The 14,399-nt window shown below is 65.8% G+C and carries 14 protein-coding genes; 13 read left to right on the top strand and 1 reads right to left on the bottom strand.

The annotated features are described in order from the left end of the window. The first annotated feature begins 13 nt into the window (after positions 1 to 13). Both HMPREF2716_RS15505 and HMPREF2716_RS15500 read left to right on the top strand, forming a co-directional pair. Positions 14 to 1,372: an MDR family MFS transporter gene (locus tag HMPREF2716_RS15505; RefSeq protein WP_003082692.1), complete on the top strand. Its 1,359-nt coding sequence runs from the start codon at positions 14 to 16 to the stop codon at positions 1,370 to 1,372. A gap of 13 nt (positions 1,373 to 1,385) precedes the next feature. Beyond that, positions 1,386 to 1,772, top strand: coding sequence for a DUF4440 domain-containing protein (locus HMPREF2716_RS15500; RefSeq protein ID WP_003082694.1), 387 nt, complete (start codon positions 1,386 to 1,388; stop codon positions 1,770 to 1,772). A gap of 7 nt (positions 1,773 to 1,779) precedes the next feature. Here the strand turns inward: HMPREF2716_RS15500 and HMPREF2716_RS15495 are convergent, their stop codons facing one another. Beyond that, complete coding sequence (locus HMPREF2716_RS15495) at positions 1,780 to 2,394, bottom strand: TetR/AcrR family transcriptional regulator (protein ID WP_003082696.1); 615 nt, start codon at positions 2,392 to 2,394, stop codon at positions 1,780 to 1,782. Between the two features lie 157 nt (positions 2,395 to 2,551). Here HMPREF2716_RS15495 and HMPREF2716_RS15490 point away from each other — a divergent pair, with 157 nt between their 5' ends. From HMPREF2716_RS15490 to HMPREF2716_RS15440, 11 genes are all read left to right on the top strand, one after another. Beyond that, positions 2,552 to 4,093, top strand: coding sequence for an MFS transporter (locus HMPREF2716_RS15490; RefSeq protein ID WP_003082699.1), 1,542 nt, complete (start codon positions 2,552 to 2,554; stop codon positions 4,091 to 4,093). 626 nt (positions 4,094 to 4,719) lie between these two features. Next, positions 4,720 to 5,715 carry a ubiquinol oxidase subunit II gene (gene cyoA / locus HMPREF2716_RS15485; protein ID WP_003082702.1) on the top strand — a complete coding sequence of 332 codons (996 nt, stop codon included), beginning with the start codon at positions 4,720 to 4,722 and terminating at the stop codon, positions 5,713 to 5,715. A 6-nt stretch (positions 5,716 to 5,721) separates the two neighbouring features. Further along, positions 5,722 to 7,698 carry a cytochrome o ubiquinol oxidase subunit I gene (cyoB, locus tag HMPREF2716_RS15480; protein ID WP_003082705.1) on the top strand — a complete coding sequence of 659 codons (1,977 nt, stop codon included), beginning with the start codon at positions 5,722 to 5,724 and terminating at the stop codon, positions 7,696 to 7,698. Positions 7,699 to 7,701: 3 nt separating this feature from the next. After that, entirely contained in the window at positions 7,702 to 8,331 is a 630-nt protein-coding gene (gene cyoC / locus HMPREF2716_RS15475; RefSeq protein ID WP_003086858.1) for a cytochrome o ubiquinol oxidase subunit III, read from the top strand. Next, positions 8,331 to 8,666 carry a cytochrome o ubiquinol oxidase subunit IV gene (gene cyoD, locus HMPREF2716_RS15470; RefSeq protein WP_003109258.1) on the top strand — a complete coding sequence of 112 codons (336 nt, stop codon included), beginning with the start codon at positions 8,331 to 8,333 and terminating at the stop codon, positions 8,664 to 8,666. The genes cyoC and cyoD overlap by 1 nt, the downstream gene beginning before the upstream one ends. Positions 8,667 to 8,676: 10 nt before the next feature. After that, positions 8,677 to 9,567, top strand: coding sequence for a heme o synthase (gene cyoE / locus HMPREF2716_RS15465; RefSeq protein WP_003082726.1), 891 nt, complete (start codon positions 8,677 to 8,679; stop codon positions 9,565 to 9,567). Positions 9,568 to 9,806: 239 nt separating this feature from the next. Continuing rightward, complete coding sequence (locus HMPREF2716_RS15460) at positions 9,807 to 12,005, top strand: TonB-dependent receptor (RefSeq protein WP_070621950.1); 2,199 nt, start codon at positions 9,807 to 9,809, stop codon at positions 12,003 to 12,005. Between the two features lie 128 nt (positions 12,006 to 12,133). Continuing rightward, positions 12,134 to 12,466 (top strand): ElaB/YgaM/YqjD family protein, encoded by a 333-nt coding sequence (locus HMPREF2716_RS15455; RefSeq protein ID WP_003082731.1) that lies wholly within the window; start codon positions 12,134 to 12,136, stop codon positions 12,464 to 12,466. Positions 12,467 to 12,525: 59 nt separating this feature from the next. Continuing rightward, positions 12,526 to 13,038: a hypothetical protein gene (locus tag HMPREF2716_RS15450; RefSeq protein WP_003123080.1), complete on the top strand. Its 513-nt coding sequence runs from the start codon at positions 12,526 to 12,528 to the stop codon at positions 13,036 to 13,038. Positions 13,039 to 13,304: 266 nt separating this feature from the next. Then, a complete protein-coding gene (locus HMPREF2716_RS15445) occupies positions 13,305 to 13,712 on the top strand; it encodes a YybH family protein (protein ID WP_003082737.1) in 408 nt (135 codons plus the stop codon). Continuing rightward, a partial coding sequence (locus tag HMPREF2716_RS15440) for a pyridoxal-phosphate dependent enzyme (protein ID WP_141762313.1) occupies positions 13,709 to 14,399 on the top strand: 691 nt, incomplete at its 3' end. The genes HMPREF2716_RS15445 and HMPREF2716_RS15440, both read left to right, overlap by 4 nt.

Below are 14,399 nucleotides of genomic sequence, written 5' to 3'. Positions count from 1 at the left end.
CTCCGGAGCGCCCATGAATCAACCGTCCCGCCTGGCCACTTTGTACCTGCTGGGGTTCGCCCTGGACCTGGTGAACATCTTCATCGCCAGCGTCGCCTACCCGGACATCGGGCGTTCCCTTGGCGCTTCGGTGGCGACCCTGGCGTGGATCGGCAACACCTACCTGCTCGGCTTGACCCTGGTGATTCCGTTGAGCGTCTGGCTCGCTTCGCGCCTGGGAGAACGGCGACTGATGCTGCTGGCACTGGCCGGTTTCGCCAGCGCTTCGCTGGGTTGCGGCCTGGCTGGATCGGCGGCGACGTTGATCGTCTGGCGCCTGTGCCAGGGGTTGGCCGGCGGGTTACTGATCCCCCTCGGCCAGGCCATGGCCTATCGGAATGTCCCGGCGTCGGCACGGGCCGGCCTGACCGCACGGGTGATGCTGGTGGCGCTGATCGTTCCCGCCGTGGCGCCTGCCCTCGGCGGCTGGCTGGTGGACAGCCTGTCCTGGCGTGGGATCTTCTTCGCCAGCGTGGCGCCGGCGCTGCTGGTGCTGGCCCTGGCGATGCGCTGGCTGCCCAGGCACAAGCATGCGGCGCAGCGCCTGGACCTGCGCGGCCTGCTGCTCGGCTCGGCGGCGCTGGCCACGCTGCTGGTGGCGCTCGCCTGGCTGGGATCGCCCGGCGGCGGCGGGCGTGGCCTGCTCCTGGCGCTGCTGGCCTGCGTGCTGGGCTGCTGCTACTGGCGTGACGGGCGCGCTCGTACCGACGCGCTGCTCGACCTTGGCTTGCTGGAGGCGCCATTGCTGCGTACGGCGATGCTGGTCTATCTCTGCGTGCCGGGAGCCTTCATGGGCGCCAACCTGGTCGCCATGCTCTATCTGCAAGGCCCCCTCGGCCTCAGCGCGAGCCGTGCCGGTGCGCTGATGCTGCCCTGGGCGCTGGCGGCCGGCCTGGCCATCGGCCTGACCCGGCGACGCTTCAATCGCTGGGGGCCGAAATCCTTGCTGCTGGCGGGCATGGCGATACAGGCCGGCGGCCTGCTGTGGCTGGCTCGAAGCGGGGAGGGGAGCGGCTTCTGGCAACTGGCGGGGGCCTACGCGACCATGGGATTCGGCGGCAGCCTGTGTAGCAGCGCGGCACAGGGCATGGCTTTGCTCGACGTCCCGGCGGCGCGCATGGGCCATGCCAGCGCCTTGTGGAACATCAATCGGCAACTGGCGTTCTGCCTGGGCATGGCCGTGCTCGGTGGGTTGCTCAACCTGTTGCAGGCGCGGGCCGACCCCGCGGCCTTCGTCCACTGCTTCCTGTTCGCCGCCGCTTTCACGCTATTGCCTCTGCCGTGGGTGAGGCGTATCGATTCCGCCGGGGTTCGCGCCCTGGTCCAGACCTGAAAGGAGCTACACCATGACTTGTGCCTACCGCCGGGAAATCCACCATGCCCACGTGGCGATCCGCGACTGGCTGGCCGGCGACTCACGGGCTGACGCGCTGGATGCGTTGATGGCGCGTTTCGCCGAGGACTTCTCGATGGTCACGCCGCATGGCGTGGTCCTGGACAAGACTGCTCTGGGCGAGCTGTTCCGCAGCAAGGGCGGCACCCGTCCTGGGCTGCGCATCGAGATCGACGGCGAGAGTCTGCTGGCTTCAGGCGTGGATGGCGCGACCCTGGCCTATCGGGAAATCCAGTCCGACGCGGCGGGTCGCAGCGAGCGCCTGTCCACCGTAGTCCTGCACCGTGACGACGAAGGGCGGCTGTACTGGCGCCACCTGCAGGAAACCTTCTGCGGCTGAGCCTGCCTCAGTCGCTGGCACCGAGCAGGCGCAGGAAGGCATCGGCGAGTTCGCCGGCCAGCGGCTGGGTATCCAGGCGGCCGCCGGCGATGGCGTCGTCGGCGGCGCCATGCAGCCCGGAGTAGAGCAGCAGGGCGTTCAGCCGTGGGTTGCGCAGCGGCCAGGCGCCGGCCGCCGCGCCGTTCTCCAGTAGCTCCGCCAATTGCTCCAGCACGCGGTCGCGCTCTTGGTTGCCGCGCTGGTGGTGATGGTGCTCGCTGTAGACCACATCGTGCAGCCGGTAGCCCTCCAGGTAGCCCGCCAGGCCGCTCTCGGTCCAGGCGCGCAGGCGGCCGGGATGGTCGTTCGCCGGACAGGCCTCGACGGCATTCGCGATGCGCTGCTGGAAAGCCTGGGTGAAGCGCTCGCGCAGGGCCAGGAGGATGTCGGTCTTGGCTTGGAAGTAGTGATAGAAGGTACCCTTGGCGACCCCCGCGGCAGCGACGATGTCGCTGATGGTGGTGGCGTCCACACCCTTGTCTAGGAACAGTTGCTGCGCCGCCGCCATCAGTTCCTCGAGACGAACCTCCGCAGGCTTGGTGCGCGGTTGGCGGGCAGGCTGTTCGGCGTGGCGATCGGGCATGGAGCGCGGGTCCGGTGGTTGGGTTGGCCGCAGTGTAAAAGAGCGTGGAGGGGAAGACGAGGCATGACAGGAAGATGAGAATGTTTCGCGATATTTATTGACTGACCGTCGGTCAATGGATTATTCCTGGGCCAGCGCCCTCTCATCGGAGTACTCCATGAACCCTTCGCGTCGTGTCGCCCTGGTCGCCGCCATTTACCTGGGAACCTTCATCGCCTCGCTCGACATCAGCATCGTCAACCTCGCCCTGCCGACGCTGCAGTACGCCCTGGATACCGACCTGGCCGGCCTGCAGTGGGTGGTCGACGCCTATGCGCTGTGCCTGAGCGCCTTCATGCTGTCTTCCGGACCGCTGAGCGACCGCTACGGTCGCAAGCTCACCTGGCTGCTCGGGGTCGGCCTGTTCAGCTTCGGTTCGCTGCTCTGCGCGCTGGCCACCTCGCTGCCGCTGCTGCTGTTCGGACGCGCGGTCCAGGGCATCGCCGGGGCGCTGTTGATACCCGGCGCGCTGTCGATCCTTACCCAGGCTTTCCACGATCCCGGCCAGCGCGCCCAGGTGATCGGCGGCTGGACCTCCTTCAGCGCGCTGTCGCTGATCCTCGGCCCGCTGCTCGGCGGCCTGCTGGTGGAGCACGCCGGCTGGCAGAGCATCTTCCTGATCAATCTGCCGCTCGGCCTGCTGGCGCTCGCCCTGGGCCTGTGGGGCATCGAGGAAACCGCGCACCCCGAGCACGCCGCCTTCGATCCCCTGGGGCAGTTGCTCAGCGTGGTCTGGCTGGGAGCGTTGACCTACGCCCTGATCGCCGCGGGAGAGGGCGGCTGGTTGTCTCCCACGGCCTGGCCGGCGCTGCTCCTGGCCGGGGTCGGCCTGCTTGGCTTCCTCTTCGTCGAGCGGCGGACCGCCCGACCGCTGCTGCCCCTGGGGTTGTTCCGCCAGGCCGGGTTCGCCGTCTGCAACCTGGCCTCGTTCGTCCTCGGTTTTTCCGGCTACGCCAGCCTGTTCTTCCTCTCCCTGTTCTTCCAGCAGGTGCAGGGTGCCTCGGCGCAGCAGGCCGGCTTCTACCTGGCGCCGCAGTTCCTCGCCATGGGCGCACTGTCCATGCTGTTCGGCCGGTTGCAGCGGCACGTACCGCTGCGACGCCTGCTGGTGCTGGGCTACCTGGTGATCGGCCTGGCCATGCTGGCGCTGGCCGCTTGCGGTACGGGAACCGCGTATCCCTGGGTCGGCCTGTTGCTGGTGGCGCTCGGCCTGGGCATGGGCCTGGCCGTTCCCGGCACCGGTCTGGCGGTCATGGCGAGCGTGGCCCGCGAGCGTTCCGGGATGGCCTCGGCGACCATGAATACCCTGCGCCAGGCCGGCATGGCCGTCGGCATCGCGTTGCTGGGAGCGCTGCTGAGCGGGCGGGCGATCGTCGTCCTGGGCGATCGGCTGGAGGAGCTGGGGATTGCCGATGCGCAACGGCTCGCCACCCAGGCGATCACGGCCCATCGCTTGCCTGGTTCCCTGGCGGGGCTCGACGCCGAGCTGCCGGCCGCGCTGGCCGAGGGCTTCCGTCTGGCTATGCTGGTGGCCGGAGCCAGCGCCCTGCTGGCCGCCGCGCTGCTCTGGCGCCTGCGCGTTAGCGCCGGCCCGGCGGCGGATACAGTTGGCGCATCTGGACGAACGGCAGGGGTACAGTTGCAGGCCGATAGACGCTGACTCTCGGGTCACGATGCTGGCGCGGGGGCGATTTCCTTGCGTTATGCTGCTCGAAGCGAAGAATATTCGCGTATTCCAACTGTTGTGCTAGGGTATGGCCTGCGACAACCTGTCGCAGGCAGGTAAAAGCCCTACTTTATCTATGTTTGAGAAAGTCTATTGCAAGATGTGTCATAGGCTCCTCAGCTGAAATGAATTGTAATAACTGACGCTCAGTTTCGGTCCAACGAGCGTCGCGCGAGTCTCTGCTCCGCATCGCGATAAATGGGTTCCTGCCTTGCCTGTTGCACAACAAATAGCCGACCGATAACTGCGACCTGATCACCCGGCGGGAAGGGCAATCCTTCTCGCCCAGGCATGCACGTGCCTTGGCCGCCCTTGGCCTCTTCCGGCACAGCTTCGAAAACGCTGTTCATCAAGGAACGACTCAGCGCGTGGAACGAGTCCGCCACCGGAATCGGGAAAGGTATCCGCTTGCCTTCTCCCGTGGCCGGGCAATGGCCGTTCCGTACCCCGGCGGCGACTGCATGTCTGGAACTGGCTGAAGCCAGCGGTCTCCGCCACAAGCCTTGCAAGGAGACATCCATGAGCGACCACTCGCTCCTTCCATCGATTAAGGCCGGAAGATGACCAAAGCAAACCCGTTTGCCGCATTGAAATGGCTTTCCCTGGCGCCCGCGCTGCTGCTCGGCGGCTGCGACATGACCCTGTTCAACCCGAAAGGGCAGGTGGGCATGGACGAGCGCACCCTGATCATTACCGCGACCCTGCTGATGCTGATCGTGGTCATCCCGGTGATCGTGATGACCCTGGCGTTCGCCTGGAAGTACCGCGCCTCGAACACCCAGGCCGAGTACAAGCCGGACTGGCACCACTCCAACCGCATCGAGGCGGTGGTCTGGCTGGTGCCCTGCGTGATCATCGCGATCCTCGGCTGGATCACCTGGGAAAGCACCCACAAGCTCGACCCGTACCGTCCGCTGGACTCCGAGGTCAAGCCGGTCACCATCCAGGCCGTTTCGCTGGACTGGAAGTGGTTGTTCATCTACCCGGAGCAGGGTATCGCCACGGTCAACGAGATCGCCTTCCCGAAAGACACCCCGGTGAATTTCCAGATCACCTCGGATTCGGTGATGAACTCGTTCTTCATCCCGCAGCTGGGCAGCCAGATCTACTCGATGGCCGGGATGATGACCAAGCTGCACCTGATCGCCAACGAAGAAGGCGTGTTCGACGGTATCTCCGCGAACTACAGCGGCGGCGGTTTCTCCGGCATGCGCTTCAAGGCCATCGCCACCTCCGAGCAGGGCTTCCAGGACTGGGTCGCCAAGGTCAAGGCGGCACCGGCCAGCCTGTCGATCGGCACCTATCCGGAACTGGTCAAGCCGAGCGAGAACGTTCCGCCGACCTACTTCTCTTCGGTCAGCCCGGAACTGTTTGGCCACATCCTCACCAAGTACGAGCACCACGGCGACGCCAAGGGTGCCGCGCACGGCGAGCACGCCGGGGCTGAGCACGAAGCCGCCATGACCGGTCACGACATGCAGGACATGGACATGCAAGCCATGCAGGGCATGAAAGACATGAAGGACATGCACATGCAACCGAGTACCCAGGAGTAAGCGCAGATGTTCGGGAAACTGACACTCTCGGCCGTGCCTTACCACGAGCCCATCGTCATGGTCACACTGGCCGTCGTCGCCCTGCTGGGCCTCGGCGTGGTCGGTGCGATCACCTACTACCGCAAGTGGACCTACCTGTGGACCGAGTGGCTGACCTCGGTCGACCACAAGAAGATCGGCGTGATGTACATCGTCGTCGCCCTGGTCATGCTGGTCCGCGGCTTCGCCGACGCGATCATGATGCGCGGCCAGCTGGCCCTGGCCGAAGGCGCCAACCACGGCTACCTGCCGCCGGAGCACTACGACCAGATCTTCACCGCGCATGGCGTGATCATGATCATCTTCATGGCCATGCCGTTCATGACCGGCCTGATGAACCTGGCCGTGCCGCTGCAGATCGGCGCGCGCGACGTGGCGTTCCCCTTCCTCAACTCGCTGAGCTTCTGGCTGCTCGTGGTCAGCGCCATGCTGGTCAACGTGTCGCTGGGCCTGGGCGAATTCGCCCGTACCGGCTGGGTGGCCTATCCGCCGCTGTCGGAGCTGGCCTATAGCCCCGGGGTAGGGGTGGACTACTACATCTGGGCGCTACAGATATCCGGGATGGGCACGTTGCTCACGGGGATCAACTTCCTGGTCACCGTGTTCAAGATGCGTGCCCCGGGCATGAAGCTGATGCAGATGCCGATCTTCACCTGGACCTGCACCTTCGCCAACATCCTGATCGTCGCCTCGTTCCCGATCCTCACCGCTGCGCTGGGCCTGCTGTCGCTCGACCGCTACCTGGACATGCACTTCTTCACCAACGAGCTCGGCGGCAACGCCATGATGTACATCAACCTCTTCTGGGCCTGGGGCCATCCCGAGGTGTACATCCTGATCCTGCCGGCCTTCGGTATCTTCTCCGAGGTCACCGCGACCTTCGCCGGCAAGCGCATGTTCGGCTACAAGTCGATGGTCTGGGCCAGCGCCGCGATCACCTTCCTCGGCTTCACCGTGTGGCTGCACCACTTCTTCACCATGGGTTCGGGCGGTGACGTCAACGGCTTCTTCGGCGTGGCCACCATGCTGATCTCGATCCCCACCGGGGTGAAGCTGTTCAACTGGCTGTTCACCATCTACAAGGGCCGCCTGCGCTTCAGCACGCCGATCCTGTGGACCCTGGGCTTCATGGTGACCTTCACCATCGGCGGCATGACCGGCGTCCTGCTGGCCATCCCGGGCGCGGACTTCCTGCTGCACAACAGCCTGTTCCTGATCGCCCACTTCCACAACACCATCATCGGCGGCGCGGTATTCGGCTACCTGGCCGGCTTCGCCTTCTGGTTCCCGAAAGCGTTCGGCTTCACCCTCGACGAGAAGTGGGGCAAGCGTTCCTTCTGGTGCTGGCTGGTGGGCTTCTACATGGCCTTCATGCCGCTCTACATCCTCGGCTTCATGGGCATGACCCGTCGCCTGAACCACTACGACAACCCGCTGTGGAAGCCCTACCTGGTGGTCGCGTTCTTCGGCGCCGTGCTGATCTTCTGCGGCATCGCCTGCCAACTGATCCAGCTGTTCGTCTCGGTCCGCAACCGCAAGCAACTGGCCGACGTCAATGGCGACCCGTGGGAAGGCCGCACCCTGGAATGGGCCACTTCCTCGCCGCCGCCGTTCTACAACTTCGCCGAGCTGCCGAAGGTACAGGACGTGGATGCCTTCCACGACATGAAGAAGGCCGGCACCGCCTACCGCAAGCTGCCGGCCTACCAGCCGATCCACATGCCGAAGAACACCGCCGCGGGCTTCTCCATCGCCGTGTTCGCCTTCGTCTTCGGCTTCGCCGCCATCTGGCATATCTGGTGGCTCATGGCGGTCGGCTTCGTCGGCATGATCGGCTCCTTCATCGTGCGCAGCTACAACCAGGACGTCGACTACTACGTCCAGCCCGAAGAGATCGAGAAGATCGAAAGCGCCCGTTTCCAGCAACTCGCCAAGCAGGTCTGAACCATGTCGACGGCAGTATTGAACAAGCATCTGGCCGACGCCCACGAAGTGGGCCACGACCACGATCATGCACACGATAGCGGCGGCAACACCGTATTCGGTTTCTGGCTCTACCTGATGACCGACTGCGTGCTGTTCGCCAGCGTCTTCGCCACCTACGCGGTGCTGGTTCACCACACCGCCGGCGGCCCCAGCGGCAAGGACATCTTCGAGCTGCCCTACGTGCTGGTGGAAACCGCCATCCTGCTGGTTTCCAGCTGCACCTACGGCCTGGCCATGCTCTCTGCGCACAAGGGCGCCAAGGGCCAGGCGATCGCCTGGCTCGGGGTCACCTTCCTGCTCGGCGCCGCGTTCATCGGGATGGAGATCAACGAGTTCCACCACCTGATCGCCGAAGGTTTCGGCCCGAGCCGCAGCGCCTTCCTGTCGTCCTTCTTCACCCTGGTCGGCATGCACGGCCTGCACGTCAGCGCCGGTCTGCTGTGGATGCTGGTGCTGATGGCGCAGATCTGGACCCGCGGCCTCACCGCGCAGAACAACACCCGGATGATGTGCCTGAGCCTGTTCTGGCACTTCCTCGACATCGTCTGGATCTGCGTCTTCACCGTCGTCTACCTGATGGGGGCCCTGTAATGAGCAGCGCTGCACACGACAACCACGGCGCCGGCCACGGCAGCCTGGGTTCCTACGCGATCGGCTTCGTGCTCTCGGTGATCCTCACCGCGATCCCGTTCTACATGGTCATGGACGGCGGCTTCTCGCGCCACGCGACCATCCTCACCATGGTCGTCCTCGGCCTGGTGCAGGTGGTGGTGCACCTGATCTGCTTCCTGCACATGAACATGTCGTCGGAAGGGCGCTGGAACGTGATGGCGTTCATCTTCACGGTGATCGTCATCCTGCTGGTGGTCGGTCTCTCGCTGTGGATCATCTTCAGCGCCGACATGCTGATGATGCCGATGCCCTGAGGGCCATGACGTGAAGCTGAAACGCTATCTCCTGGTGGCCAAGCCGGGAATCATCTTCGGCAACCTGATCGCGGTGGCGGGGGGATACTTCCTCGCCGCCCGCGGCAGCGTCGAGCCGATGCTGTTGCTGGCCACGGTCATCGGCCTGTCGCTGGTGGTCGCCAGTGGGTGCGTGCTGAACAACTGCATCGACCGCGACATCGACCGGCACATGGAGCGGACCCGCGGGCGGGTCACCGTGACCGGGCAGATCTCGCTGAAGGCTGCCCTGGCCCACGGCCTGGTCCTCGGGGTCGCCGGCTTCGGCCTGCTGTGGTGGCGGACCAACCCGCTGACCACCGCGCTGGCCGGCTTCGGCTACTTCGTCTACGTCGGCCTGTACAGCCTGTGGTTCAAGCGTCGTTCGCAGTACGGCACGCTGGTCGGCAGCCTCTCCGGGGCGATGCCGCCGGTGGTCGGCTACTGCGCGGTGAGCGGCCAGTTCGACGCCGGCGCCGCCTCGCTGCTGGCGATCTTCTGCCTGTGGCAGATGCCGCACTCCTATGCCATCGCCATCTTCCGCCTGAAGGACTACGAGGCGGCCGGCATCCCGGTGCTGCCGGTGGCGCGCGGCATCGCGGTGACCAAGATCCACATCGTGCTCTACATCCTCGCCTTCATGGCGGCGACCCTCGCCTTGTGCCTGGGCGGCTACGCCGGCTACGGCTACCTGCTGGTGGCGGTGGCGGTGAGTCTGTGGTGGCTGGCCATCGCCCTGACCGGCTACTGGACCGCCGACGACCGGGTCTGGGCGCGCAAGCTGTTCGCCTTCTCCATCGTCGCCATCACCGCGCTGAGCGTGATGATGTCCATCGACTTCCAGGTGGCGCCCGCCACCCATCTGGTCGCCTCGCTGTTCTGAGGCGACACGCTTTAGGGAAAGCCCCGCCGGTCGATTGGCGGGGCTTTTTTTTTGTCTGCGCGATGGCAGGGATGCGGTCGCCGCCTGGCAGAAAGGCCGCGCGGCGAGCGCTCTGTTCCGGGACTCTGCCGTTGGTTATCAGATTTTTCCGGGAGCTTTTTCGGAGCTGTCCGGCTTGTGGAAAAAACCCTCCATCAATCAAATGCCAATGATTCTCAATAACCAAGATGGAGTACTTCATGGATCGTCGCAACGAGCCGTCCCCCTTGCCCACCAAACGCCCGCTGGCGCCGCTGATGCTGTTGATGGCCGCCTGCTCCTCGCCGGCCCTGGCCGAGGACGCGGCGCGCAAGGACGATCCCCTGGAACTGGGAGCCGACACGGTCACCGGCGAGCAGGCGTCGTCCAGGGTCGAACGCTCGGCCTCGGCCAAGTACGCCGTGCCGCTGCTGGATACCCCGCAGACCGTCACGGTGGTGCCGCAAAAGGTGATCCAGGAGCAGAACGCCCTGAGCCTGCGTCAGGTGCTGTCCAACGTCTCCGGCATCACCTTCAACGCCGGCGAGGGCGGCGGCGGTTCCGGCGACAGCATCAACATCCGCGGCTTCAGCGCCAACGCCAACATGCAGGTGGACGGGCTGCGCGACAGCGCCCAGACCAGCCGCAGCGACCTGTTCAACCTGGAGGCGGTGGAAGTGATCAAGGGACCGAACTCGGTGTTCGGCGGCGCCGGCACCAGCGGCGGCAGCATCAACATGGTCAGCAAGCAGCCCAAGGCCGAAGCCTTCACCCACCTGGGCGCCGGGCTGGGCACGGACCGCTACCGGCGCCTGACCCTGGACACCAACCAGCCGCTGGAAGGGCTTGGCGAATCGACCGCCTTCCGCCTCAACCTCATGGCCCACCACAACGACGTCGCCGGGCGCGAACAGATCGACAAGCAGCGCTGGGGCATCGCGCCATCCCTGATCTTCGGCCTGGACACCCCGACCCGCCTGACCCTGAGCTACTTCCACCAGCGCGACGACAACCTTCCCGACTATGGCGTGCCGGCGCTGAACGGGCGCAAGCTGGACGGCGTCAGCCGCCACGATTATTTCGGCTGGCGCAACCTGGACGAGGAACGGATCGACAACGACGTCGCCACCCTCAAGCTCGAACACGATTTCAGCGACGACTTCCAGTTGCAGAACCTCATCCGCTATTCCCACCTGCATCGGGACACGGTGATCTCCGCCTCCCACGTCAACCAGAAGGGCCTGCCGCCGGGTCGCTACCTGCCGGCGGGACCGCAAGCCTACGGGCGCGATTCGAAGACGCGGATGTGGATCAACCAGACCAACCTCACCGGCCGCTTCGATACCTTCGGCCTGGCGCATACGCTGATCGGCGGCTTCGAGCTGTCCCGCGAGACCTACGACCGCACCACCTACTCCTACAACCTGGGCAAGTTCTACCCGGCCAACGGCTTCGACCTGCACAACCCGCCGGGCTACTGGAACGGCCCCACCGACAAGCGCGACAGCGCGCGCAACCGGACCGAACTGGAGGTCAAGGCGCTGTACGCCTTCGACACCATCGCCCTGGACGAGCGCTGGGACCTCAGCCTGGGCCTGCGCTACGACTGGATCGACGGCACCTCGCGGAGCACGCCCTCAGGCAAGCCGACGGTGCGCGCCGACAGTTCCGACGGCAAGCTGAGCACACGGGCGGGGCTGGTATTCAAGCCGCTGGAGAACGGGCGGGTGTACTTCTCCTACGGCACCTCCTTCAACCCCTCGGCGGAACACCTGGTCACCACCGGCTCGGGCGTGACCGAGGCGACCGGAGGCCTGGCGCCGGAGAAGAACAGCACCTACGAGCTGGGCACCAAGTGGGAGTTCCTCGGACGGCGCCTGGAGCTGGACGCGGCGCTGTTCCAGGTGAAGAAAAAGGACGCTCGCGAACGCCTGGCCGACGGCAGCTACGTGCTTGCCGGCGAACAGCGCGTGCGTGGCCTGGAGCTGAGCGCCAGCGGCAAGCTGAACGAGCACTGGGACCTCTTCGCCACCTACACCTACCTCGACAGCGAAACCCTGAAATCCAGCAACCCGCAGCGTGAGGGACAGGCCCTGGGCAATACCCCGCCGCGCTCGTTGAGCCTCTGGAGCACCTACGAACTGCCCGAGGGCGTGACCCTGGGCTATGGCGCACGCTACGTCAGCCAGCGCAACGTCACCTCGGTGGACAACGGCAAGCTGGATGCCTACTGGGTGCACAACATGATGCTCGGCTACCAGGCGACGCGCGACCTGAAACTGCAACTCAACCTCGACAACCTGTTCGACAAGGCCTACGTCGAGCGGGTGCGCCAGGTGTACGGCAACCAGTCGCGCTCCTCGGCCATCGAGTACGGCGACGGTCGCACGGCGATTCTTTCGGCGATCTACGCGTTCTGACGGCAGGCAGGCCACGGAAGCCGGCGCCCACTGCCTGGGCGTCGGTTCTTCCCGGCGATTTCCTCTGAACTTTTTCACTGCGGCGCCTATCAACTCCTTTGCAAGTCATTTTTCAGGGAGCCTCTTCGATGGCACGCAAGAACGCAGTGAAAGACAACCTCGAGCAGATCCAGCACCAGAGCTACAGCGAGCTGCAGGAACTGCTCTCCGAAGCCAACAGCATGCTCGCCGACAGCGCCGCCTTCGCCGGCGACAAGGCCGATAGCGCCCGTGCGCGGATCGGCGCGCTGCTGGAGAAGGCCAACGATGCCCTCGGCAAGGGCGGTAGCGCCGTGGCCGAACGCAGCCGCCACGCGGTGGATGCGACGGAAAGCTATATCGGCGCCAATCCCTGGCAGACCGTGGCCATCACCACCGCGGTGGGCCTGCTCGCCGGCTTCCTGCTCGGGCGTCGCTCCTGAGCACGCGGTCGGTGCCGCACAACGGACTCGTTACCTTCGCTTGAAAAAAGGAATTGCCCATGCTTTCGATCAAGAAGAACCTCGGCCTCCTGGCCATGACCGCGGCCCTGGCGGCCTGCGCCTCCAACCCCAACGACCTGCCGGATTTCCCGGAGCATGAATACGCGGCGACCCAGCAGGTGGGCGAGGGCGTGATCAACGGCGACCTGTACCTGACCAGTGCGTCGGGTGCGATCCAGAAGGGGACCAACACCAAGGTCACCCTGGAGCCTGCGACCAGCTACATGAAGGCCTACTACGCGAAGTTCGGCAACCTCGATGCCGCCAAGCGCGATCCCGACGTGCAACCGCCGGTGCTCGACCCGCGACGCGCCACCTACGTGCGCGAGGCGACCACCGACCAGAACGGTCGCTTCGACTTCGACCACATCCCCAACGGCACCTACTACATTTCCAGCGAACTGACCTGGAGCGCCCAGAGCGATGGCAAGACCATCACCGAGGGCGGCACCGTCACCAAGCTGGTCACCGTGAGCGGCTCGCAGCCGCAGAAGGTGCTGCTGACCCGCTGATCTCTGGCGGCGCTCGGCCAAAAACGGCAAGCCCCTGCCATCGCGGCAGGGGCTTTTTCCTGCCGGCGCGGCCGGACCGCTTGACAGCCAACGGGCCTGCGCCGTAGTTTCGATACCCATGACCTTCGCGACCCTGCTTACCCGCCGCAGCATTATTACCGCCATTCCAGCTATGGCGGGTTAGCCAGCGTCCACTCCGAACCCGCCCTCGAGGCGGGTTCTTCGTTCTGTCTCCTGGGCCAAAACCACCGAACCGGGAGAACAGCATGCAGCACCAGACCCTCCAGAACCTCGTTGGCCGGGCCGACGCCCTGATCAATGCCGGGCAGTTCGATGCCCTGATGGATTTCTATTGCGACGACGCCACCCTGGTGGTCAAGCCGGGCCTCAACGCCTGCGGCAAGGCGCAGATCCGCCAGGCGTTCGACGCCATCGCCCGGCACTTCGAGCACAGCCTGCGAGTGCGCCAGCACGACCTGCGGGTGATCGAGGCGGGAGATACGGCGCTGGTCATGGCCGAGGCGGTGATCGAGTCGAAGGCCGGACGCCTGCAACGTCGGGCCACCTACGTGTTCCGCCAGGAGGCCGATGGCCAGTGGCGCTGCGCGGTGGACAACTCCTACGGCACCGACCTGCTGGCCTCGGTGGCGGCGAGCGCGGAGGCCAGCCGATGAGCGCCTCGACCCTCAGCGCAAGCAAACCCCTGCTGGCCGGCTACGTGGAAAGCATCCTGGCCGCGCCGGTGTACGACGTCGCCGTGGAAACCCCCTTGCAGGTCGCGCCGCAGTTGTCCCAGCGCCTGGGCAACCGGGTGCTGCTCAAGCGCGAGGACCTGCAGCCGGTGTTCTCCTTCAAGATCCGCGGCGCCTACACCCGTGTCGCGCGCCTGAGCGACGAGCAGAAGGCCCGCGGGGTGATCACCGCCTCCGCCGGCAACCATGCCCAGGGCCTGGCCCTGGCGGCGCAGCGCCTGGGCGTGCGGGCGGTGATCGTGATGCCGCGCACCACTCCCGAACTCAAGGTCAAGGGCGTGCTGGCACGCGGCGGCGAGGCGTTGCTGCACGGCGACGCCTTCCCCGATGCGCTGGCCCATGCCCTGCAACTGGCCGAGCGCGAAGGCATGACCTTCGTCCCACCCTACGACGATCCGGACGTGATCGCCGGACAGGGCACGGTGGCGATGGAGATCCTCCGCCAGCACAGCGGCCGCCTCGACGCGATCTTCGTGCCGGTCGGCGGCGGCAGCCTGATCGCCGGGATCGCCGCCTACGTCAAGCACCTGCGTCCGGATATTCGCGTGATCGGCGTCGAGCCGGAGGATTCCAACTGCCTGCAGGCGGCGCTGGCCGCCGGCGAACGGG

Source organism: Pseudomonas sp. HMSC076A11 (assembly GCF_001810205.1).
GTDB lineage: Bacteria > Pseudomonadota > Gammaproteobacteria > Pseudomonadales > Pseudomonadaceae > Pseudomonas > Pseudomonas aeruginosa.
The sequence above is the reverse complement of the archived record's forward strand: the minus strand, read 5'-3'. Positions and strand labels throughout refer to the sequence as shown.

Bases quoted from the DNA above. Each gene is read 5' to 3' on its own strand.
- HMPREF2716_RS15505 (WP_003082692.1), top strand. From the start codon at position 14: ATGAATCAACCGTCCCGCCTGGCCACTTTGTACCTGCTGGGGTTCGCC.
- HMPREF2716_RS15500 (WP_003082694.1), top strand. From the start codon at position 1,386: ATGACTTGTGCCTACCGCCGGGAAATCCACCATGCCCACGTGGCGATC.
- HMPREF2716_RS15495 (WP_003082696.1), bottom strand. From the start codon at position 2,394: ATGCCCGATCGCCACGCCGAACAGCCTGCCCGCCAACCGCGCACCAAG.
- HMPREF2716_RS15490 (WP_003082699.1), top strand. From the start codon at position 2,552: ATGAACCCTTCGCGTCGTGTCGCCCTGGTCGCCGCCATTTACCTGGGA.
- cyoA (WP_003082702.1), top strand. From the start codon at position 4,720: ATGACCAAAGCAAACCCGTTTGCCGCATTGAAATGGCTTTCCCTGGCG.
- cyoB (WP_003082705.1), top strand. From the start codon at position 5,722: ATGTTCGGGAAACTGACACTCTCGGCCGTGCCTTACCACGAGCCCATC.
- cyoC (WP_003086858.1), top strand. From the start codon at position 7,702: ATGTCGACGGCAGTATTGAACAAGCATCTGGCCGACGCCCACGAAGTG.
- cyoD (WP_003109258.1), top strand. From the start codon at position 8,331: ATGAGCAGCGCTGCACACGACAACCACGGCGCCGGCCACGGCAGCCTG.
- HMPREF2716_RS15460 (WP_070621950.1), top strand. From the start codon at position 9,807: ATGGATCGTCGCAACGAGCCGTCCCCCTTGCCCACCAAACGCCCGCTG.
- HMPREF2716_RS15455 (WP_003082731.1), top strand. From the start codon at position 12,134: ATGGCACGCAAGAACGCAGTGAAAGACAACCTCGAGCAGATCCAGCAC.
- HMPREF2716_RS15450 (WP_003123080.1), top strand. From the start codon at position 12,526: ATGCTTTCGATCAAGAAGAACCTCGGCCTCCTGGCCATGACCGCGGCC.
- HMPREF2716_RS15445 (WP_003082737.1), top strand. From the start codon at position 13,305: ATGCAGCACCAGACCCTCCAGAACCTCGTTGGCCGGGCCGACGCCCTG.